The 21,204-nt window shown below is 72.4% G+C and carries 17 protein-coding genes and 2 pseudogenes; 10 read left to right on the top strand and 9 right to left on the bottom strand.

From position 1 onward, the window contains the following. Nucleotides 1–63: 63 nt before the first annotated feature. From cmk to der, 3 genes are all read left to right on the top strand, one after another. Entirely contained in the window at nucleotides 64–744 is a 681-nt protein-coding gene (gene cmk, locus CP976_RS09960) for a (d)CMP kinase (protein WP_150480014.1), read from the top strand. After that, on the top strand, nucleotides 741–1,391 hold the full coding sequence (locus CP976_RS09955; protein ID WP_150480013.1) for a lysophospholipid acyltransferase family protein: 651 nt from the start codon (nucleotides 741–743) through the stop codon (nucleotides 1,389–1,391). Before cmk ends, CP976_RS09955 begins: the two co-directional genes overlap by 4 nt. An 80-nt stretch (nucleotides 1,392–1,471) precedes the next feature. Next, nucleotides 1,472–2,968: a ribosome biogenesis GTPase Der gene (gene der, locus CP976_RS09950; RefSeq protein ID WP_150480012.1), complete on the top strand. Its 1,497-nt coding sequence runs from the start codon at nucleotides 1,472–1,474 to the stop codon at nucleotides 2,966–2,968. Nucleotides 2,969–3,028: 60 nt separating this feature from the next. Here der and CP976_RS09945 read toward each other — a convergent pair whose 3' ends face one another. Beyond that, on the bottom strand, nucleotides 3,029–3,418 hold the full coding sequence (locus CP976_RS09945; RefSeq protein WP_150480011.1) for a hypothetical protein: 390 nt from the start codon (nucleotides 3,416–3,418) through the stop codon (nucleotides 3,029–3,031). Nucleotides 3,419–3,503: 85 nt separating this feature from the next. Further along, on the bottom strand, nucleotides 3,504–4,286 hold the full coding sequence (locus tag CP976_RS09940) for a hypothetical protein (protein WP_086855056.1): 783 nt from the start codon (nucleotides 4,284–4,286) through the stop codon (nucleotides 3,504–3,506). A gap of 545 nt (nucleotides 4,287–4,831) precedes the next feature. On the opposite strand from CP976_RS09940, the gene CP976_RS09935 reads away from it, so the two are divergent. Then, nucleotides 4,832–5,473, top strand: coding sequence for a LysM peptidoglycan-binding domain-containing protein (locus CP976_RS09935; RefSeq protein WP_150480010.1), 642 nt, complete (start codon nucleotides 4,832–4,834; stop codon nucleotides 5,471–5,473). A 70-nt stretch (nucleotides 5,474–5,543) separates the two neighbouring features. Here the strand turns inward: CP976_RS09935 and CP976_RS09930 are convergent, their stop codons facing one another. The 3 genes and pseudogenes from CP976_RS09930 to CP976_RS09920 form a co-directional block, all read right to left on the bottom strand. Continuing rightward, nucleotides 5,544–6,185 carry an ABC transporter ATP-binding protein gene (locus CP976_RS09930; protein WP_150480009.1) on the bottom strand — a complete coding sequence of 214 codons (642 nt, stop codon included), beginning with the start codon at nucleotides 6,183–6,185 and terminating at the stop codon, nucleotides 5,544–5,546. Then, nucleotides 6,182–9,185: pseudogene (locus tag CP976_RS09925) on the bottom strand (ABC transporter permease subunit). The gene CP976_RS09930 and the pseudogene CP976_RS09925 overlap by 4 nt, the downstream one beginning before the upstream one ends. Nucleotides 9,186–9,194: 9 nt before the next feature. After that, nucleotides 9,195–9,671 (bottom strand): hypothetical protein, encoded by a 477-nt coding sequence (locus tag CP976_RS09920; protein ID WP_150480008.1) that lies wholly within the window; start codon nucleotides 9,669–9,671, stop codon nucleotides 9,195–9,197. 142 nt (nucleotides 9,672–9,813) lie between these two features. Between CP976_RS09920 and CP976_RS09915 the strand changes: the two genes are divergently transcribed. The 3 genes from CP976_RS09915 to CP976_RS09905 are packed head-to-tail and all read left to right on the top strand — an operon-like array spanning nucleotide 9,814 to nucleotide 12,718. Next, nucleotides 9,814–10,377, top strand: coding sequence for an MTB12 C-terminal domain-containing protein (locus tag CP976_RS09915; protein WP_150480007.1), 564 nt, complete (start codon nucleotides 9,814–9,816; stop codon nucleotides 10,375–10,377). Continuing rightward, the gene (locus tag CP976_RS09910; RefSeq protein WP_150480006.1) at nucleotides 10,352–11,638 is read left to right on the top strand and encodes an ABC transporter substrate-binding protein; all 1,287 of its coding nucleotides are present in this window, start codon (nucleotides 10,352–10,354) and stop codon (nucleotides 11,636–11,638) included. The genes CP976_RS09915 and CP976_RS09910 overlap by 26 nt, the downstream gene beginning before the upstream one ends. A gap of 39 nt (nucleotides 11,639–11,677) precedes the next feature. Further along, entirely contained in the window at nucleotides 11,678–12,718 is a 1,041-nt protein-coding gene (locus CP976_RS09905) for a helix-turn-helix transcriptional regulator (protein ID WP_150480005.1), read from the top strand. On the opposite strand, the pseudogene ctaD reads toward CP976_RS09905, so the two are convergent. Further along, nucleotides 12,717–14,288: pseudogene (gene ctaD, locus CP976_RS09900) on the bottom strand (aa3-type cytochrome oxidase subunit I); the annotation flags it as partial. The gene CP976_RS09905 and the pseudogene ctaD sit on opposite strands and share 2 nt — an antisense overlap. Before the next feature lie 430 nt (nucleotides 14,289–14,718). Here ctaD and CP976_RS09895 point away from each other — a divergent pair. Further along, nucleotides 14,719–14,934 carry an I78 family peptidase inhibitor gene (locus CP976_RS09895; protein WP_150480004.1) on the top strand — a complete coding sequence of 72 codons (216 nt, stop codon included), beginning with the start codon at nucleotides 14,719–14,721 and terminating at the stop codon, nucleotides 14,932–14,934. Nucleotides 14,935–15,023: 89 nt separating this feature from the next. Here CP976_RS09895 and CP976_RS09890 read toward each other — a convergent pair whose 3' ends face one another. After that, nucleotides 15,024–16,025 carry a phosphatase PAP2 family protein gene (locus tag CP976_RS09890; RefSeq protein ID WP_150480003.1) on the bottom strand — a complete coding sequence of 334 codons (1,002 nt, stop codon included), beginning with the start codon at nucleotides 16,023–16,025 and terminating at the stop codon, nucleotides 15,024–15,026. A gap of 227 nt (nucleotides 16,026–16,252) precedes the next feature. Then, nucleotides 16,253–17,443: a glycosyltransferase family protein gene (locus CP976_RS09885; protein WP_150480002.1), complete on the bottom strand. Its 1,191-nt coding sequence runs from the start codon at nucleotides 17,441–17,443 to the stop codon at nucleotides 16,253–16,255. A 263-nt stretch (nucleotides 17,444–17,706) separates the two neighbouring features. Between CP976_RS09885 and CP976_RS09880 the strand changes: the two genes are divergently transcribed. Then, nucleotides 17,707–19,308: an MFS transporter gene (locus CP976_RS09880; RefSeq protein ID WP_150480001.1), complete on the top strand. Its 1,602-nt coding sequence runs from the start codon at nucleotides 17,707–17,709 to the stop codon at nucleotides 19,306–19,308. A gap of 148 nt (nucleotides 19,309–19,456) precedes the next feature. Further along, nucleotides 19,457–20,647 (top strand): acyl-CoA dehydrogenase family protein, encoded by a 1,191-nt coding sequence (locus CP976_RS09875; protein WP_150480000.1) that lies wholly within the window; start codon nucleotides 19,457–19,459, stop codon nucleotides 20,645–20,647. Between the two features lie 37 nt (nucleotides 20,648–20,684). Here CP976_RS09875 and CP976_RS09870 read toward each other — a convergent pair whose 3' ends face one another. After that, the gene (locus CP976_RS09870; protein ID WP_150479999.1) at nucleotides 20,685–21,122 is read right to left on the bottom strand and encodes a cell division protein SepF; all 438 of its coding nucleotides are present in this window, start codon (nucleotides 21,120–21,122) and stop codon (nucleotides 20,685–20,687) included. Nucleotides 21,123–21,204: the final 82 nt, after the last annotated feature.

Here is a 21,204-nt window from a genome sequence, read left to right as displayed (position 1 = left end):
TAACCTTGTGCGGGGCAGTCACGCCCTCACCCCCGCCAGCCCGGTTCAGGAAGGTCCCCCACTGTGGAAAGCGCCACGCCAGTGATCGTCGCCATCGACGGCCCGTCCGGCACGGGCAAGTCGAGCACCTCGAAGGCCGTGGCGGCACAGCTCGGACTGAGCTACCTGGACACCGGCGCCCAGTACCGGGCGATCACCTGGTGGATGGTCAACAACGGCATCGACACCGACGACCCCGCCGCGATCGCCGCCGCGGCCGGCAAGCCGGAGATCGTCTCCGGCACCGACCCGCAGGGGCCCACCATCACCGTCGACGGCGTCGACGTGGCCGGCCCGATCCGCACCCAGGAGGTCACCTCCAAGGTCAGCGCCGTCAGCGCGGTACCCGAGGTGCGCGCCCGGATCACCGAGCTCCAGCGCTCGATCGCGGCCTCCGCGGCGCACGGCATCGTGGTCGAGGGCCGCGACATCGGCACGACCGTGCTGCCCGACGCCCACCTGAAGATCTTCCTCACCGCGTCCCCGGAGGCGCGCGCCGCCCGCCGCAGCGGCGAGCTGAAGGGCGTCGACGTGCACTCCACCCGCGAGGCCCTGATCAAGCGGGACGCGGCCGACTCCAGCCGCAAGACCTCGCCGCTCGCCAAGGCGGACGACGCGGTCGAGGTGGACACCACCGAGCTCACGCTGGCCCAGGTCATCGAGTGCGTCGTCACCCTCGTCGAGGAGAAGCGGGCCGGGAAGTGACCGACCGACTGCCTTCCCCGCGGGGCGCCGACGTCGGGCGGCGCATCGGCGTCGGCCTGATGTACGGGCTGTGGAAGCCGCGCGTGCTCGGCGCCTGGCGGGTGCCCACGACCGGCCCGGTGATCCTCGCCGTCAACCACTCCCACATGATCGACGGCCCGATGGTCATGGGTGTGGCGCCCCGGCCGACGCACTTCCTGATCAAGAAGGAGGCGTTCCTCGGCCCGCTCGACCCCTTCCTGACCGGCATCGGCCAGGTGAAGGTCGACCGCGACACCACCGACCGCACGGCGATCACCCGGGCGCTCGGCGTGCTGGAGAACGGCGGCGTGCTCGGCATCTTCCCTGAGGGCACCCGGGGCGAGGGCGACTTCGCCTCGCTGCGCGCCGGGCTCGCGTACTTCGCGGTGCGCAGCGGCGCCCCGATCGTGCCGGTCGCGGTGCTGGGAAGTTCCGACAAGCGGGGACGGTTGATAAAGGAGCTGCCTCCGCTGCGGTCCCGCGTCGACGTCGTCTTCGGGGAGCCCTTCGAGGCGGGCGACGGCAGCGGGCGCCGTACGCGCACGGCGCTGGACGAGGCGACCGGGCGCATCCAGAAGCAGCTCGCCACCCACCTGGAAAACGCCAGGCGCTTCACCGGGCGCTAGACGACACTGAGTAGTGGATCAGCCCGCGAGACAGCGGGTACTCCACCGACCACCACGATGAACGACGAGGTACGGACTTCATGAACGACCAGACCCAGCCCGACGGCTCGGACGCGTACGAAGGCGCGCCCGAGCACGACCACGGGGCGCTCGGCGACGCCGAGTACGCGGAGTTCATGGAGCTCGCCGTGGAGGAGGGCTTCGACCTCGAGGACGTCGAGGGCGCGATCGAGGAGGCCGGGCACGGCCCGCTGCCCGTCCTCGCCGTGGTCGGCCGTCCCAATGTCGGCAAGTCGACCCTGGTGAACCGCATCATCGGCCGCCGCGAGGCCGTCGTCGAGGACAAGCCCGGTGTCACCCGCGACCGTGTGACCTACGAGGCGGAGTGGGCGGGCCGCCGCTTCAAGGTCGTCGACACCGGCGGCTGGGAGCAGGACGTCCTCGGCATCGACGCCTCCGTGGCCGCCCAGGCCGAGTACGCCATCGAAGCGGCCGACGCGGTGGTCTTCGTCGTCGACGCCAAGGTCGGCGCCACCGACACCGACGAGGCCGTCGTCCGGCTCCTGCGCAAGGCCGGCAAGCCGGTCGTGCTGTGCGCCAACAAGGTGGACGGCCCGAGCGGCGAGGCCGACGCGGCCTACCTGTGGTCGCTGGGCCTGGGGGAGCCGTACCCGGTCTCCGCGCTGCACGGCCGGGGCACCGGCGACATGCTCGACCAGGTCCTGGAGGTGCTGCCGGAGGCGCCGCGCGAGACGTTCGGCGGGGGCGGCATCGGCGGGCCTCGCCGCATCGCCCTGATCGGCCGCCCGAACGTGGGCAAGTCCTCGCTGCTGAACAAGGTGGCGGGCGAGGAGCGCGTCGTCGTCAACGAGCTGGCGGGCACCACCCGTGACCCGGTCGACGAGCTGATCGAACTCGGCGGCGTCACCTGGAAGTTCGTCGACACGGCGGGCATCCGCAAGCGCGTCCACCTTCAGCAGGGCGCCGACTACTACGCCTCGCTGCGCACCGCAGCCGCCGTCGAGAAGGCGGAGGTCGCGGTCATCCTCATCGACGCCTCCGAGTCCATCTCGGTGCAGGACCAGCGGATCGTCACCATGGCCGTCGAGGCGGGCCGTGCGATCGTCCTCGCCTTCAACAAGTGGGACACCCTCGACGAGGAGCGCCGCTACTACCTGGAGCGGGAGATCGAGACCGAGCTGGGCCAGGTGGCGTGGGCCCCGCGCGTCAACGTCTCGGCGCGCACCGGCCGCCACATGGAGAAGCTGGTCCCGGCGATCGAGACGGCCCTGGCGGGCTGGGAGACCCGGGTCCCGACCGGCAGGCTGAACGCGTTCCTCGGCGAGCTGGTCGCCGCCCACCCGCACCCGGTGCGGGGCGGCAAGCAGCCGCGCATCCTGTTCGGCACCCAGGCGGGCACCAAGCCGCCGCGGTTCGTGCTGTTCGCCTCCGGCTTCATCGAGGCGGGTTACCGGCGCTTCATCGAGCGTCGCCTGCGCGAGGAGTTCAGCTTCGAGGGGACGCCGATCCACATCTCGGTGCGGGTGCGCGAGAAGCGCGGCGCGAAGAGGAAGTAGCACGAAGCAACGGAAGGGCGGCCCCAGCCGGGGCCGCCCTTCCGCTGTGCGGTGCTCGCTTCAGACGCCGCTCCGCCGACCCGGCGGCAGTGCGGCCGGCACGTGGTGCATCCCCGTGCCGTGCGAGCCGATGGTCCCGACGCGCTGCCATTGCGGCTGCTGTCCGGTGGCATGGCGGGCGCTCTGGGCGCCCGCGCTGTAGGCACTGTACGAGCTGCTGTGCGAACTGCCGTACGAGCCCGTACTGTGCGGGATGTTCCCGAAGGCGGTGAAGCCGAGTTTCTCCTCGCCACTGCGGTCGCCGGGAAGTGCGCGGAAGGACTTGACGTACTCGGCGTAGAGCGCGTCGTAGATCGGCGTGGCCGATGGGCCGCCCTGGGAGTCCTGAGCCGAGCGTGCGGAGGGGATCGACGAGTAGGACTGGCGGCGGGGAACGTCGTATGCGTGCACGTATGTCCAAACGACCCCGCGGGTCAAGGGATGCGGCCCGGGTGCGGCTTTTGCGGGGGTGCGGGCTGCCCGGGTGACGCGCCGCTCAGGTGCCGGCCAGCGGCAGCGCCGCGGCGACCAGCTTTCCGTTCGCCGCCGCCTTGTCCAGCGCGTCCCGCATCAGGTCCTCGCGCGGCTGGCGGCCGATCGAGCCGACCGGCGCGGCGAACATCAGCACCTGCTGGTGCTTGTTGGCGGCCGCGCGCCAGCCCTCGGTGACCTGGAGCGGCTGGTGCGCCTGCCACCAGGCGACCGGCTGGCCGCCGTTGCTCCCCGGCTGGAGCACCGCGTGCAGCCGGCCCACGGCGAGCAGCACGGACCAGCCGTGCAGCACGGGCGGTACGGCGGACAGCTCGGTCAGTGGCATGAAGCCCTGCTCGATGAGCAGCGGCAGGAAATCGTCGCCGGAGCCGGTGGTGCCGGGCCGGGCGATGGGCGCGGTCGGCTCCACCACCAGGGCCGGGTGCAGCTCCCCGGCGATCAGCACGAGCCCGCTGGTCACGCCGAGCACCGCCTGCTCGGGCACCACCTTGTCGGGCTCCAGGTCGACGGTGTCGCCGGCGATGGACTTCACGGCGCCCCGGAGCTGTTCCTCGGTGACCTGGACGACCTGCGAGGGCAGGCAGCCGGCGTGGGCGAAGGCGAGGACGGCGGTCTCGTCCCCGATGAACAGGACGGTGCTGGTGCGCTCCTGCTCGGAGTTGCCCGGAGTGCGGCAGGACGTGCAGTCGTAACTGCCCGGGGCGGTCTCTCCGGCGAGCAGGCGGTCGGCTTCTTCGTCGCCGATCTCGGCGCGTACCTCGTCGCTGACGTCGAGCATGCGCGGCACGGGTGGCTCCCTCGGGGATGCGGTGCGTGGCAAGGCCGGGTGGCTCCCGGCCCGTGGTCCGGGTGGGCCCCGGCTCATGAAGAAGACAACGGGTGATCTGTGGCGGGAGTCACGCCCCAGAGCGAACGGAATCGAACCATCCAGCGCACAGGGTCACGCTCGGCGCGGAATCGTGTACTCACCGTCAAGTCACCGCTCGATAAAGGGTGTTGAAGGGGTGAGGTGGGTCACAGGTCGTCAGGCGGGTTGGTCGACATATCAGGAAATCCGGGAATGAAGTGGGTGTCCGGAAATGGCCGTTACCCGAGGTATCGGGGAACTGGCCTGGCAAGACGGGCGACCTGTTGATGACGGACCGTCAACCTCTTTAGATTCCTCGGCCGTGTGCAGCGAGCACCGCTCGGGTACGTCCGCCGGCCGCGTGATTCTCCGGAACCACGCGCAGCACCACACCGGCGGGCGGGGCGAGCGCGACCCACGCGCCCCATGGCGCGGGGAGTGGCGTTCCGCCTTGGGGGACCCCGGGTGTTTCGAGAGGGAACCACATGTCCGAATGTGCCGATACCACGTGCGACAACGCTCGGAAGAACCAGGTTCGTACGACGGCGGTCCTCGCCGGCGCGGCACTGCTCGCGCCCCTCGGACTGCTCGCCGCGACCGGAAACGCCGCGGCGGCTGACAGCGGAGTGTGGGACCGCATCGCCCAGTGCGAGAGCGGCGGCAACTGGCACATCAACACCGGCAACGGCTACTACGGCGGACTCCAGTTCGCCGCCTCCACCTGGCGTGCCTACGGCGGCACGGCCTACGCGCCCACCGCCGACCAGGCGAGCAAGTCCCAGCAGATCGCCGTCGCCACCAAGGTCCAGCGCGCCCAGGGATGGGGCGCCTGGCCGACCTGCTCGGCACGCGCCGGGGCGAGCGGCAGCGCACCCGCGGCGTCCGCGGCCGACCCGGTCACCTCCACCGAGGCCGCTCCGGCGAAGCCCTCGAAGACGCCGGCGCGTTCCACGGCACACCCGGACCGCGGCTCCTCCCGCGGCGACTACACCGTCCGCGAGGGCGACACGCTGAGCGGCGTCGCCGCCCGGCACGGAACCACCTGGCAGCACCTCTACGCCGCCAACAAGGCCGCCATCGGCGGCGATCCCGACGTGATCGTGCCCGGCCTGCGCCTCGACATCTGAGCCGCTCCCGCCCGCCGGGACACGCGGGCCCCGTCCGGCCGGCCGGACGGGGCCTCGGCGCGTCTGCGGCTCACGGTCCGAGCTCGCTCGCCTCCCCGGCGAACACGACGGCCCCGCGGCGCAGTTCGTACACCAGGACCGGCCGGCCCCGCAGGGCGGGCGGCAGGCGCTGCTCGGCGACCACCACGCACGCGTCGAGCGCGCTCAGCAGCCCGTAGGTGCGGGCCGCGACCGACGGCGCCATACCTTGGGCGGGCTCGTCGACGAGCACCACGCGCGCGCGTGCCAGCAGGGCCCGGGACAGGGCGAGCATGCGCTGCTCCCCGCCGGAGAGGGTGCCGGCCCGCCGCTCCAGCAGGGGCCGCAGCTGCGGGTAGGCGTCGAGGGCCGGGCCGTGGTCCGGTGCGGCGAGTTCGAGGTTCTCGCGCACGGTGAGGGAGCCGAACACGGCCTGCCGTTCCGGCACCAGGCACAGCCCGCGCCGGGCCCGCTCGTACGCCGGTACGCGGGTCACGTCGGCGCCGTCCCACACCACGGCGCCGCCCGACAGGGGCACCGTTCCGGCCAGGGCGCGCAGGGCCGTGCTGCGGCCGGAGCCGTTGCGGCCCAGCAGCACGGTCAGGCCCGGGCCGGGGGCGGCGAGGGTGACGCCGTGCAGGGCCTCCAGCGGGCCGTAGCGCACGCGCGCGTGGCGCAGGGAAACGGTGGTCATCGCCCGGCCGCCGATCCCAGGGTGTCCAGAACCCGCCCGGGCGGGCCGGAGGCGACGATCCGGCCCGCCGTCATCACGTGCACGACGTCGGCGAGACCGGCGACCAGGTCCAGGTCGTGCTCGACGACGAGCAGGGCCGTGCCGTCGGCGGCCAGGGCCGTCAGGACCCGGGCGAGAGCGGCCACTTCGGCGGTGTCGAGGCCGGCGGCGGGCTCGTCGAGCAGCAGGACGCGCGGGGCGCCCGCGAGGGCCCGGGCCAGTTCGACGCGGCGCAGCGTCCCCGTGGGCAGCCCGGCGGCGGGCTGTGCCCGTACCGGCCCGTCCAGACCGAGCAGCCTGAGCGTCCGCTCCACCGCGCCCGGGTCGGTCACCCGGCCCTGTTCGGCGCCCACCCGGACGTTCTCGGCCACCGTCAGCGACGGGAAGACGGCCAGTTGCTGGAAGGTCCGCGCGACACCGAGCCGGGTGCGGGCGTGCGCGGGCAGTGCGGTGATGTCCCGCCCGCCGAGGCGCACCGACCCGCGCGCGGGCCGCAGCGTCCCGGCCAGACAGTGGAACAGGGTGCTCTTTCCGGCCCCGTTGGGGCCCACGACCGCGGTGATCCGCCCGGGGAACACGTCCAGGCCGACCCCGTCGAGGGCGGTGAAGCCGCCGTAGTGGGCGTGGAGACGGCGGGCGGTGAGGACGGGGGAGGAGGGGGCCGTGGTCCGGGCGGTGGGCGGTCGGGCCGCTTGCGGAGGCGCTGCCGCGCGCGGCCGGGGTTTCCTGAAGGGCCCGGCGGCCGCCTCGCCCGCTGCCGGGGGCGCTGGAGTGGAAGGGGGCCGGGCAGTGCCGGGGTGCGCCTCGCCGGGCGAGCCATGGCGGTCCGCCGGGGCGGGCCCCGGCGTCCCGTCCGCCGAAGCCCCCGGGTGACGGGCGGCGGGGGCCGAGGGGTCGTGGACCGGCGGCTGAGGCGCCTCGCGGCTCGCGGGCCCGGCGCCCGGAGTCGCTCGCCGTCCGTCCGCGGTGGTGGCGCGGGGTGCCGTTCCGCTCTCGTCTCCCGGAAGGCCGGTACGCCCGTCCACTCCCGTGCCCTCGGCCTCCCGCACGACGCGGGTCGCCGTCGCGCCCGTGGGCACCGGTGCAGCCCGGCCCGCCCGCGGCTCCGCCGGGCGCAGCAGCTCGCGAGCCCGGGCTCCCGCCGACGTCAGAGCAGATCCGCGGCTCGGGCGCAGGCGTTCCACCGTCGTCCGCAGGGCCTCGTACGGGCCGCCGGGGAAGCGGCCCACGAGGACCGCCAGGACGCCGATCACGGCCGCCGCCACGCCGCCGCGCGTGCCCGCGTCCAGGCCGACCAGGAGGGCCGCGGCGGCGAGCGCACCGAGGGTGCTGTCGGCGCCCAGCACCACGACCGCGGCGAACCACAGCAGACCACGCACCGGGTCGTAGGCGGCGGGGTCGAAGGCGCGCAGACCCATGCCGAGCATGCCGCCGCCCAGCGCGGCGAGCGCGGCGCCCGCGACGAAGGCGAGCAGCTTGAGGGACGGCACCCGCACGCCCGCCGCCTGCGCCCCCGCCTCGTGGTCCCGCATGGCCGCGAGGGCCCGGCCCGTCCGCCCCCGGCGCAGCCCGTGCGCCGCCAGCAGCGCCACCACCAGCAGGAGCAACTCCAGGACGTAGTACGCGCGGTCCCCTTCGAAACCCGCCGGGCGGCCCAGGGACAGGCCCGACGTGGCGTACGGCTGGGCGAAGACGAAGCGGCTCACGCCCACGCCGACGGCGAACGTCGCCAGCGCCAGCGCCAGACCCCGGCGGCCGATCGCCGGCCAGCCCGTGAGCAGGCCGAGCGGTGCCACCAGGACGACCGCCACCGCGAGGGCCGCCAGCTCCGGCACGGCCGGCAGGCCCGGGAAGCGGCCCGCCGCCAGCAGCGCGGTGAACAGGGCGCCCAGACCCGCGTACGCCGCCTGCCCCAGCGAGATCTGGCCGCCGCGGCCGGTGACCACCACCAGGGACAGCAGCACGACGGCCAGTGCCGGCACCTGGATCGACGTGTGCAGGTCCCGGCCGGCCAGGCCCAGCGGCAGCAGGAACAGCACGGCCGCCACGATCCACGCGCCGGGCGGTGTCGGAACCCGCGCGGTGGCCGTGCGCGGCAACGCGTCACGCGTGCCCACACCCGGCAGGACCAGGGCCGCGACCAGCAGGGCGACGACGAACAGGTTCGTGCCGGTGGCCTGGAGCAGCGGCGCCTCCCACCCGGACGGGTGCAGCCGCGTGAGCTGGCTCTGCGCCACCCCGACGCCCAGCGCCACCACGACCGCGACCGGCAGGCTCCGCATCCGCGCGGCCACCGCGACCGCCACGACCTCCATCACGAGCAGCGGCAGCCCGTACGGGTCGAGCCGCACGAACGGCGCCAGCAGCACGCCGGTCAGCCCCGCCGTGAAGGAGCCGAACGCCCAGCCCGCCGCAGCGACCCGGTCCGCGTCGATGCCTCCCAGCACGGCGAGCCGCCGGTCGTCGACCACGGCCCGCAGCTCCCGCCCGAACCGCGTCCAGCGGACCACCGTGGCGACCCCCGCGGCCAGCACCAGCACCACCGCGAGCTGCCCCCACGGCTCGTCCGGCACCAGCTCCGGCGCGTCCTCCCGCGCCCCCTGCCCCCAACAGCAGCGCCGCCCCGCCCACCAGCAGCACGAACACCCCGATGGACGCCACCAGCGTCTGCGCCGGGTCACCGCCGAGAACCGCCAGCGGCCGGAAGACGAACCGTTCCAGTACGACACCCAGCCCCGGCGCCAGCACCAGCAGTGTCACCGCGGCCCCGAGCCACAGCGGCCAGCCCCACTCGGCCACGCACTGCCGCAGCGCGTAGGCGCACACCATCGCGATCGCGCCGTGCGCGAAGTTCAGCACGCCGGTCGCGCGGTACGTCACGATCAGGCCGATCCCGGTCAGCGCCGCCGCGCTGCCGACCGCCAGACCGGCCAGAGTGAGGTCGTACGTCAGCGAGGACATCGGCCGGGCTCAGTCGGTCTCTTCGGCGGGCTCGCAGATCGGGCACGGGCCCAGCTCGCCGCTCGCCACCAGCTTGGAGTCCACCGGAACCGCCTCCGCCTTCCCCGCGACCAGCGGGCAGTCCGCGCGGTGCCACAGCGTGCCGCCCGGCACCATCAGCAGCTCGCCGCTGACCGCGAGGGGTGCGAGTACGGCCTGTCCGGTCTGGTCCGCATCGGCCGGCTCGGCCGCCACCAGCAGGCCGTACAGCTCCTCCACGCGCGCGGCGGCGATCGAGCTCCGGCCGTGGGCCAGCAGCACCGCCCCCGCGATGATCAGGGCCGCGCCGGGGACCGTGCAGGAGGCGAGGTAGGGAAGCTGCCGTTCGGCGAAGCGCTCCCCGGAGACGCCGTACCAGCCGACGACGCACAGCACCGCGCCGGCGGCCAGCGCCGCCCAGCCGGCCCAGAGGACGGGACGCACGGTCCGCAGTCGGCTTGTCCGCATCGCTGGCTCCCACACGTCGGTTGTCCGGGCACGCGCCTGCTGCCTGTTCAAGTCCGCCGATCGCTTGCACTATGCCCCTTGGAAGCTGACCCTGAAAGCACCGGGCGCACATGGCCCGGACCGACACCCGGTGGTGAGCCAGATGGTTCTCGGCAGCGACCTCAGGCGGGGGAACGCGACACGGGGCCCACGAGCCGCGGGACGGGGTACGGCGATCACGGCCGCCCTGGTACTGGCCCTCGCCCCGGCCCTCGCGGCATGCACCGACGACGACGGCGGCGGCAGCGAGGCCACGCCGCCCCAGCCGACCGTGGACCGGACCGCGAGCGCACCGGCCAGCGCGCCGGCGGACCGGGCCGCGGCCGAGGCGGAGATCAGGCAGAACTGGCAGAAGTTCTTCGACCCGAAGACCTCGACCCAGGACAAGCAGGCCGTCCTGGAGAACGGCGACCGGATGGGCCCCGTCCTTGAGGCCTTCAGCGGCGACGAGCGCGGCGGCCAGGTCCAGGCGAAGGTCACCAGGATCGAGTTCACCTCGGCCACCGAGGCCGACGTGACGTACACGCTCACCCTGAAGGGCGCCACCGCCCTGCCGGACGCCTCCGGTACGGCCGTCGAGCAGGACGGCACCTGGAAGGTGTCCGCCAAGGCGCTGTGCGCACTGGTGCAACTGAGCGGCAATGCGTCGCCGGTCCCGGGCTGTTGAGGCCCTCGCCGCGGTGCTGCTGCTCGCCCTGAGCGCGGCCTGCGGCAGCCGGCTCCCGGAGAGCGACTTCGAGCACGACGACCGCACCTCCGCGCCCCGCGACACCGCGCCCCTGAGGGTCGGCATCATCGCCAGCGCCACCAGCCCGGTCGGCGGCGCCGCCTTCACCGGCCCGCGCGACGGCGCCAAGGCGTGGTTCGACCGGCTCAACGCGCGCGGGGGAATCGACGGCCGCCGCGTGGAGGTGCGCCTGTGCGACGACGGCGGCAGCGGCGTCGGCAACAACGAGTGCGTGCACCGGCTGGTCGAGGAGGACGAGGTGGTCGCCCTGGTCGCCACCACCGCCTTCGACTACGCGGGCGCCTCCCGCGTCTCACGCGCGCGCGTGCCCGACATCGGCGGCCAGCCCATCGGCAGCGCCTACGACACCTACCCGCACCTCTACGGCATCTACGGCAGCCGCGCGCCGCGCGACGGCACCACCGGCTGGGACGGCAAGCTGTACGGCGGCACCGAGGTCTACCGCTACTTCAAGCGCGAGCACGGCGCCCGGACCGCCGCCGTCGTCTCCTACAACCAGTCCGCCTCCGCCGCCTACGCCCGGCTGGTCGAACGGGGCCTGCGCGCCGAGGGCTACAAGGTCGTCACCGAGCAGGTCGACTTCGCCCTGCCCAACTTCCGCGCCGTCGCGGCCGACCTGAAGGAACAGGGCGCCGACCTCGTCTTCGACGCCATCGACAGCCACGGCAACGCCCGGCTGTGCCGGGCCATGGACGAGGCCGGCGCCGACGTCACCGCCAAGGTGACCAACGTGCAGAACTGGACGTCCACCGTCGCCGACGCCTACAAGGACGCCCCGCGCTGCCGCAACGCCCTCTGGGCGACCGGCTCCAGCCGCAACTTCGACGACACCGGCCACCCGGCCGTACGGGAGTTCCGCGAGGCGACGAAGGGACTGACGACGCATTCGCAGTGGCAGCTTGAGGGCTGGGCGGCCGCGCGGTGGTTCACGGACGCCGCCGAGTCCTGCGCGAGGACGGGCATCACGCGCGCGTGCGTCGACGCCTACATGAACCGCGGCGAGGGGTACACCGCGGGCGGACTGCTCCTGCCCGTCGAGTTCGAGCGGCGCCCCGAGCCGCCGAGGACCAGCCGGACCTGCCTGTCGGTGGCCCGCTGGCAGGACGGGGAGGGCTGGGTCACCCAGGGGGACATGAACCGCACCTGCTTCGACGTCCCCCAGCTCGCCTACGCGCCTTGAGGACAGTGGCTGTCCGCAAGGGCTGGCAGACTCGCCCCCATGTTGGAGACCTCGGCACGCCTGCTGCGCCTGCTGTCCCTGCTCCAGGCCCACCGCGAGTGGTCCGGCCCCGACCTGGCGCAGCGGCTCGGCGTCAGCGCCCGCACCCTGCGCCGGGACGTGGACCGGCTGCGCGAACTCGGCTACCCGGTCAACGCCAGCCCCGGCACGGGCGGCGGCTACCAGCTCGGGGCGGGCGCCGAACTGCCGCCGCTGCTGCTGGACGACGACGAGGCCGTCGCCGTGGCGATCGGGCTGCGCACGGCGGCCGGGCAGGGCATCGAGGGCATCGGCGAGACCTCGGTACGGGCCCTCGCCAAACTGGAACAGGTCCTGCCGAACCGGCTGCGGCGCCGCGTGGGCGCCCTCAACGCCTTCACCGTGCCGATGCTGCGCGGCCCCCTGCCCGACGCCGTCGACCCGGCCGTACTGACCGAGCTCGCCCACCTCTGCCGGGACGCCGAGCGCCTGCGCTTCGAGTACCGCGGCCACGACGGCACCACCAGCCGCCGCAGTGTCGAACCGCACCGCCTGGTGTGCACCGAGCGCCGCTGGTACCTGGTCGCGTGGGACCTCGACCGGGAGGACTGGCGCACGTTCCGCGTGGACCGCATCACGCCCAGGCCGCCGCACGGCCCGCGCTTCGAGCCGCGCGAGGCGCCCGCCGAGGACCTCGCCGCCTACGTCTCCCAGGGTGTCTCCACCCGCGTGTACGCCACCCACGCCGTCGTGCGGCTCCTGGTGCCCCTGGAGGAGGCCGCCGCGCAGATCTCGCCCAGCGCCGGGGTGCTGGAGGAGGAGGGCCCGGACAGCTGCCTGCTGCGCTGCGGCGCCGGGAGCCTCGACGTGATGGTGATCCATGTGATGATGCTGGGCTTCGAGTTCGAGGTGCTCGAACCCGACGGGCTGATCGAGGCGATCAGGAGGACTCGCGACCGGCTTGATGGGGCTTTGGCTCGGGCTGGGCAGTCACCGCCGCGTACTGGGGGTGGTGCAGGTCGAACGCCGGCGACTCCGACCGGATCCGGGGCAGCGTCGTGAAGTTGTGCCGGGGCGGCGGGCAGGAGGTCGCCCACTCCAGGGAACGGCCGTAGCCCCAGGGGTCGTCGACCTCGACCTTCTCGCCGTACTTGGCGGTCTTCCACACGTTGTAGAGGAACGGCAGCGTCGACATGCCGAGCAGGAACGCGCCGATCGTCGACACGGTGTTGAGCGCCGTGAACCCGTCCGCCGCGAGATAGTCCGCGTACCGGCGGGGCATGCCCTCGGCGCCCAGCCAGTGCTGCACCAGGAACGTGGTGTGGAAGCCGGTGAAGAGCGTCCAGAACTGGATCTTGCCGAGCCGCTCGTCGAGCATCTTCCCGGTGAACTTCGGCCACCAGAAGAAGAAGCCGGCGAAGATCGCGAAGACGACGGTGCCGAAGACGACGTAGTGGAAGTGCGCCACCACGAAGTACGTGTCCGTCACATGGAAGTCCATCGGCGGCGACGCCAGGATCACCCCGGTCAGCCCGCCGAACAGGAACGTCACCAGGAAGCCCGTCGCCCACAGCATCGGTGTCTCGAAGGACAGCGAGCCCTTGAGCATGGTGCCGGCCCAGTTGAAGAACTTCACACCCGTCGGCACGGCGATCAGGAAGCTCATGAAGGAGAAGAACGGCAGCAGCACCGCGCCCGTCGCGAACATGTGGTGCGCCCACACGACCATCGACAGCCCGGTGATCGCCATCGTCGCACCGACCAGCGTCAGATAGCCGAACAGCGGCTTGCGGCTGAAGACCGGGATGATCTCCGTGATGATCCCGAAGAACGGCAGCGCGATGATGTACACCTCGGGATGCCCGAAGAACCAGAACAGGTGCTGCCACAGGATCGCCCCACCGTTGGCCGCGTTGAACACCTGCGAGCCGAACCGCCGGTCCGCCTCCAGCACCAGCAGCGCCGCCGCCAGCACCGGGAAGGCCATCAGGATCATGATCGACGTGAACAGCGTGTTCCAGACGAAGATCGGCATCCGGAACATCGTCATGCCGGGCGCGCGCATCCCGATGATGGTGGTGACGAAGTTGACCGCGCCGAGGATCGTGCCGAAGCCGGACAGCGCCAGGCCCATGATCCACAGATCGGCCCCGACCCCCGGCGTGCGCTCCGCGCTGTTGAGCGGGGCGTAGGCGGTCCAGCCGAAGTCCGCCGGCCCGGAGGGCACCAGCAGCGAGCCGAGCACGATCAGGCCGCCGAACAGGAACAGCCAGTACGAGAGCATGTTCAGCCGCGGGAAGGCGACGTCGGGCGCGCCGATCTGCAACGGCATCAGCTCGTTCGCGAAACCCGCGAAGGTCGGCGTCGCGAACAGCAGCAGCATGATCGTGCCGTGCAGCGTGAAGGCCTGGTTGAACTGCTCGTTGGTGATGATCTGGAGTCCGGGACGGGCCAGCTCGGCGCGCATCAGCAGCGCCATCACTCCCGCGATCAGGAAGAACACGAAGGACGTGATCAGGTAGAGGTGACCGATCTTCTTGTGGTCCGTCGTGGTCAGCCAGTCGACCACCACCCGCCCGTGCTTCTTCCTCGGCACGGGCGGCGCCGTCGCCTGTACGGTCTGCGTCCCCATCGCTCGCTCGCCCCTTCGCTCATCGCGTCCCGGGCCCGCCGAAGCCCGCGCCGCATGTACCCGCGAGCTCACGCCATGATGCTCGCGTCACCGAGCGCACCGACAGGGGGCGTACCGGCCTCTGTGCGGCGAAGCCGTGCATTTCCTGTGCGGCGGCGGCTGAGCCGGCCCGGTGCGGCGCCGGAATGGAATGGGGCCCCGAGGTCACTTCTCCCGGAACTTTCCGCCGGGCTTTTCCATGGGCTCATGTGACACGCGGAAATTGCGATCGAATACCTGCGGAAGGCCTACGAAACCGCTCGTCCGTGTGACGGACAGCGCCCGAAACAGCTGTCGTGATCTTGTGACAGAAGCGTGACAGGGGAGGGACGGGGACAGGGGTTACCGGCCCGGACTTCCATGGTCGCCGGGCACGGCATAGCGTGGCGGCATGGCACCGATTCCGACACCTTCCGCGGAACCCGACGACACCCCGGACACCTATGTCGGCCTGGAGGCCGGCCGGGCCGAACACCTCGCGCGTGAGCGCGGCTGGTCGACGGTGCGCGCGCTGCCGCCGGGGGCGATCATCACGATGGAGTACCGCGTGGGCCGGCTGAACTTCGAGGTGAAGGGCGGCCGGGTGGCGCGGGCCTGGAAGGGCTGAGACATCGCGAAGGCCCCGGTTCCGCTCCGGAACCGGGGCCTTCGCCGTGCCGGGACGGGTGTGCGCACCGGTCCCGCCGTCCGTCCTGGTCAGCCGCCCGTCAGGGGGCGGGCCGAGGAGGCCGAGCCGCGGGGGTGCCGCTCCCCGTGCGGCGGGCGGCGGCTGCCCGTGGGGGTGATCGGCGTGCGCTCCGAGCGGGCCGTGTGCGGTCCCGGCGCCAGGTAGACCGGGGCCCGGGGCGCGCCGGCCGCGACGTCGTCCCGGTCGCCGGGCAGCGGCGTGACCACCACGTGCGGCGCGCTGACCGGGACGGCGGCCGACGCCGTACCGCTCCGGCGGGCCCGCACGCGGTCGCGCAGGTCGAAGATCCTGGCCTCGGAACGGGCGATCAGCGGCTCGAACCACGGCAGGGCGAGCAGGATCAGCAGCCCCGCGACCCAGCCCAGGAGCACATCGCTCAGCCAGTGCGTACCGAGGTAGACGGTGGCCATCCCGACGCCGAGCGAGGTCACCGCGGACACGGCGGACAGCCAGCGGCGCGCTCTCGGGGTGGAGGCCATATAGGCCAGGATTCCCCAGGTCACCACGGCGTTGGCGGTGTGACCGCTCGGAAATATATCGCCGCCGCGCCACATCTCGTTCGAGCCGATCACGGTCGCGTAGTGCGGTCCCAGCCGGCCCATGCCGTACTTGGCGGCGCCGACCGTGATGTTCAGCAGGAGCAGCGAGACGCCGAGGGCGAGCAGCGGACGCAGGGTGTGCTGCCGCCAGGAGCGCCAGCCCAGCCAGGCCGCGACCATCACCGCGGTCGGACCGCGCTGGCCGAGCACCACGTAGTAGTCGACGAACCAGTGGATCTCCGACCACTGCTGGTACGGCCGGAAGAACATGACCTGCCAGTCGAGCCGGACGAGCCAGGACGTGATGATCACGGCCCACACGATCGCGCCGTAGAAGGCCAGGGTCGCCGCGAGGAGCACGATGCGGTGCCTGCTCATCTTCGGCACATCGAGGTGGGCCGGTCGTTCCGGCTCACGGTCCAGCCGGGCGAACACCCGGTCCAGACGGGTGAGCTTCGGTTCGGTACGCACCCAATCGACGTTACAGCGAGTGAGCTCGGATCCCTGGCGAATCAACGGCTTTGTGATGACGATGTGATGTGGGATTCCTCTCAGGAGGAGGTTTATTTCCAGCGAATCCCTAATCGCCGCGCGCTGCGGCCTTCAATTCCTTTGATCATTCCGGATGGGGGTTTTATTGCGCTTTTGAATTCGTTCACCGGGGCATCGTGCGCAATTCTCCCGGCGCTCACAGCGGGTCAGGGCGGACCGGAGCCGTTCAGCCAGAACGCCCCGTACACCGCCGAGGCGACCGCCACCGGTCCGAGGACCAGCGCTGACCTGCGCAGATGCGGTCGGGCCAGGGCCAGGGCGAGGGGCAGCAGCAGCGGGAAGGCGGGCATCAGCAGGCGCGGCTTCGAGCCGAAGTAGCTCGACGCGCACAGGGCGAGCGCGGTCACCACTCCGGTGTAGACCAGCAGCGGGAGCGGCTGGCGCTGACGTACGCCGACCACATACAGCCATACGACTGACGCGACCCCGGCGATCAGCCCGGCACCGGCCAGGGCCGAGGGAAACGACGTGAACTTTTCGGCGACGAACCGGGCGAAGGCGTACCCCCCGTCGAACCCGTTGCGCCAGCCCGCCTGCACGTCGAGATAGCCGAGCGGGCCCTTGCCGGTGCGGTGGCCGACCCACAGCACGTATCCGGCGGTACCCAGGGGGGCCAGCAGCATGCCGAGGGCGCGGCGGGTGCGCGGGCCGGCGCCGTCGGTGTCGCCCCGCTCCTGTGCGGAAGGACCGGCACGCCGTTCCCGTGCGAAGGCGGCGATGCCCGCCACCCACACGGCGGCCACCACGGCCACCCCGACCGGACGGGTCAGCCCCGCCAGCAGGGCCAGCGTGCCCGCGGTCACCCAGCGGCCGGTCAGAACCGCGTACAGCGACCACGCGGCGAGTGCCGTGAACAGCGATTCGCTGTACGCCATCGACTGCACGATCCCGACCGGGAGCACGGCCCACAGCAGCACCGCGCACACCCCGGCCCGGCGCCCGTACACGTGGTCCGCGACCGCGAAGATCCCCCACGCCGCGGCGACGGAGGCGACCAGGCTGACGAGGAAGCCGCCGTCCGCGTACGACAGCGGGGACACCGCCGCCACCAGCCGCTCCAGCCAGGGCAGCAGCGGGAAGAACGCGAGGTTAGAGTGCACGTCCCCGTTCGCCAGGCGCACCTCGTAGCCGTAGCCGAGTTCGGCGACCCTGGTGTACCAGAGCGCGTCCCAGCGAGCGGTCAGCAGCGTGTACGCGCTCTTGTCGCGCGCCGCGCTCCACAGGGCCAGGGTGATGAGGCCCAGGCCGCGGACGGCCGCGTACCCGAGGAGCGCCGGGGCCGCCCGGCGCAGCGCCCCGGCGCGGGACGGGGCCGCGCGCGTCTCAAGATCGGTCACGGGCCCGATTATCGACCCGGGCCGGAACCGGCCGGCCGCCCGGGGCGTGGACGACGGTGGGGGGAGTGGCGTACGCCACACCTTTCCGCCGGACGTGTGAGAGGTCCGCCACTCGGCTCCCGCGCGGACTCGCGTACTCTGACGTGTCACTCGCTGTTCGTTTGCGCGGGCCGGAGACCACCGCTCCTCTCCGGCCGAGTCGCGGGGGCGTCCCCCACCCCGTGAGCCCGCCGATCGCGAGGGAACATCTGGGAGGTACGTACATGTCCGGGACGACCACGGCCGCCGCACTGCGCCGTCGGGCGGCCGGGGCCGGTGCCAACCGCTGGGTGGTTCTCGTCGTCCTCTGCGTCAGCCTGCTGCTGGTCGCCGTCGACGCCACCGTGCTGCACGTGGCGGTCCCCGCCGTCACCGAGGACCTGAAGCCCGGCGGGATAGAGCTGCTCTGGATCGTCGACATCTACCCGCTGGTCTGCGCCTCGCTGCTCATCCTGTTCGGCACGCTGGGCGACCGCGTCGGCCGCAGAAGGGTCCTGCTCCTCGGGTACGCGCTGTTCGGCGTCGCCTCCGGCCTCGCGGCCCTGGCGGACAACGCCCAGGTACTGATCCTGGCGCGGGCGCTGCTCGGCGTGGGCGGCGCGATGATCATGCCGGCGACCCTGTCGATCCTGCGGCAGGTCTTCCCGGACCGGCGCGAGCGGGCGCTCGCGATCGGCATCTGGAGCGCTGTGGCCGCGGTGGGCGCGGCGGTCGGGCCGCTGCTCGGCGGCTTCCTGCTGGAGCACTTCTGGTGGGGCTCGGTGTTCCTCGTCAACATCCCGTTGATGCTGGTCAGCCTCCCGGTGGGGCGACTGCTGCTGCCCGAGTCGAAGGGTGACGGCGAAGGGCCCTGGGACGTGGTCGGCGCGCTGATGGCGGCCATCGGGCTGTTCGGTGTGGTGCTGGGCGTCAAGCGGCTCGGCGGCGGGGAGTCGGTGGGGAGCCTGCTCACCGTGCTGCCGCTGGTCGTGGGCGCGGCGCTGCTGGTCGCCTTCGTACGGCGGCAGCGGCGGCGGGCGCAGCCGCTGGTCGACCTCAAGATGTTCGCGCGGCCGGCGTTCAGCACGTCCGTCGGGTGCATCGTGCTGGCGATGCTCGCGCTGGTCGGTCTCGAACTGATCGCCGCGCAGTACCTCCAGCTCGTCCTCGGGCTGTCGCCGCTGGAGACGGGGCTGCGGCTGCTGCCGCTGACGTTCGCGGCGATGGCGGCCGGGCTGGCCGGAGCGAGGATGCTGCGGCGGTTCGGGCCGCGGCGGATGGTGTGCTCCGGATTCTTGCTGACGGCGTTCGCGGTGGTGCTGCTGACGGCGCTGGGCCGGACGGACGACTGCGCGCTGATGCTGACCGGGTTCGTACTGCTCGGCTTCGGGCTGGAGACGACGCTGTTCGGGGCGTACGAGTCGATGCTGAGCGAGGCGCCACAGGAGCAGGCCGGTGGGGCGGCGGCGATCGGGGAGACGTCGTACCAGCTGGGGGCGGGGATCGGGATCGCCCTGCTCGGCACGGTGATGAACGCGGCGTACGCGCCCGGACTGTCGGACGTGCCGGGTGTGCCGGAGCCGGCGTCCTCTGCTGCGGGGCATTCGCTCGGGGAGGCGTACGAGGTCGCCGCGCAGCTCGGCGGGGTCGCCGGGATCGCTCTGCGTCATGCCGCGCGGGACGCGTTCGTGCACGGGCTGCATGTGACGTTGCTGGTGAGTGCGGGGTTGTTGCTGCTCGGCGCGGTGATGGCGTTGCGGTTGCCGCGGGCCATGCAGTGTGACGGCGCCGGCGCGGTGGAGTTGCCCGCGCCCAGGGACGCCGCGGAGTCGCGCGTCTCGGTGTGACGCCTTTTCGCCCACCTACGCGCCACCCGTATCTGCCGATGAGGGGTGGGCGACCTTCCGGTTGGCAGCTACGGGTGGTGCGTGGGTGGGCGAACACCGTAGCGTCTTGGTTAGCGCTGCTAGTTAAAGAGTTTCGGAGGGTGTCCGCATGTCCGAGTCGTCCAAGCTTCCTCCCTTCGACCCAGCCGACCCCCTCGGTCTCGACGACCTCCTGGAGCCGGAGGATCTCGGGATCAGGGACACCGTGCGGGCCTGGGCCGCGGACCGGGTGCTGCCGTATGTCGCCGAGTGGTACGAGCAGGGGGAGCTGCCGGGGATCCGGGAGCTGGCCCGGGAGCTGGGGAGCATCGGTGCCCTCGGGATGTCGCTGGAGGGGTACGGGTGCGCCGGGGCGTCCGCCGTGCAGTACGGGCTCGCCTGTCTGGAGCTGGAGGCCGCCGACTCCGGGATCCGGTCCCTCGTCTCCGTGCAGGGCTCCCTCGCCATGTACGCCATCCACCGCTTCGGCAGCGAAGCGCAGAAGCAGCAGTGGCTGCCCCGGATGGCCTCCGGCGAGGTCATCGGTTGCTTCGGGCTGACCGAGCCCGACCACGGATCCGATCCGGCCGCCATGCGGACGTACGCCAAGCGCGACGGCACCGACTGGGTCCTCAACGGCCGCAAGATGTGGATCACCAACGGGTCGGTCGCCGGCGTCGCCGTCGTGTGGGCGCAGACCGAGGACGGGATCCGCGGGTTCGCCGTGCCGACGGACAGCGCCGGTTTCTCCGCCCCCGAGATCAAGCACAAGTGGTCCCTCAGGGCCTCCGTCACCAGTGAACTCGTCCTCGACGACGTACGGCTGCCCGCCGAAGCCGTACTGCCGGAGGTCACCGGCCTGCGCGGGCCGCTCAGCTGTCTCTCGCACGCCCGGTACGGCATCGTCTGGGGCGCCATGGGCGCGGCCCGCAGTTGTTTCGAGGCCGCGGTCGGCTACGCGAAGTCGCGGGAGCAGTTCGGGCGGCCCATCGGCGGCTTCCAGCTCACCCAGGCCAAACTCGCCGACATGGCGGTCGAACTGCACAAGGGAATTCTGCTCGCCCATCATCTGGGGCGGCGTATGGACGCCGGCCGCCTGCGTCCCGAGCAGGTCAGCTTCGGCAAGCTCAACAACGTACGAGAGGCGATCGAGATCTGCCGCACGGCCCGCACCATTCTCGGGGCCAACGGGATCTCGCTCGAATATCCCGTGATGCGGCACGCGACCAACCTCGAGTCGGTGCTCACCTACGAGGGCACCGTCGAGATGCACCAGCTCGTGCTGGGCAAGGCGCTCACCGGACTCGACGCCTTCCGGTGAACCCTGCGCGGGGGCAGGGCCGGTGAGCGGCCCTGCCTCAGCTCTGGTTGAAGAAGCCGTCCGTGCGGCGTCCGGCCGGGTCGCCGTTGACGATCTCCGTGTTGGCGGGGGTCAGCAGGAACACGCGGGTCGACACCCGCTCGATCGAACCGCGCAGGCCGAAGATCAGCCCGGCCGCGAAGTCGACCACGCGCTTGGCGTCGGCGGCGTCCATGGCCGTGAGGTTCATGATGACCGGTACGCCCTCGCGGAACAGCTCGCCGATGGCGCGGGCGTCCCGGAAGCTGTCCGGTGTCACCGTGCCGATGCGGCGGCCCTTCTCCTCGGCGACGTCCGAGGCCACCTTGACACGCGGATCGGTGACCCAGGGCTCCCCGGGCTCGGTCCCGTCGGAGTAGTCGTCGTCGTAGTAACGCTCGTCTTCGTTGTCGTCGACGAGGCCAAGCCAGGCACTTGCCTTGCGTACCGATCCCATGGACGCCTCCTCTCACAGCGGTCTTTCTTGCTTTCCGCATCCCTATGGTCGTCCATGATGCGGATGGCGCGCCAAGTGGATA

The sequence above is a fragment of the Streptomyces coeruleorubidus genome, assembly GCF_008705135.1.
In the GTDB taxonomy this organism is placed as follows: Bacteria; Actinomycetota; Actinomycetes; order Streptomycetales; family Streptomycetaceae; genus Streptomyces; species Streptomyces coeruleofuscus.
This window is presented reverse-complemented; position numbering and strand designations above follow the sequence as displayed.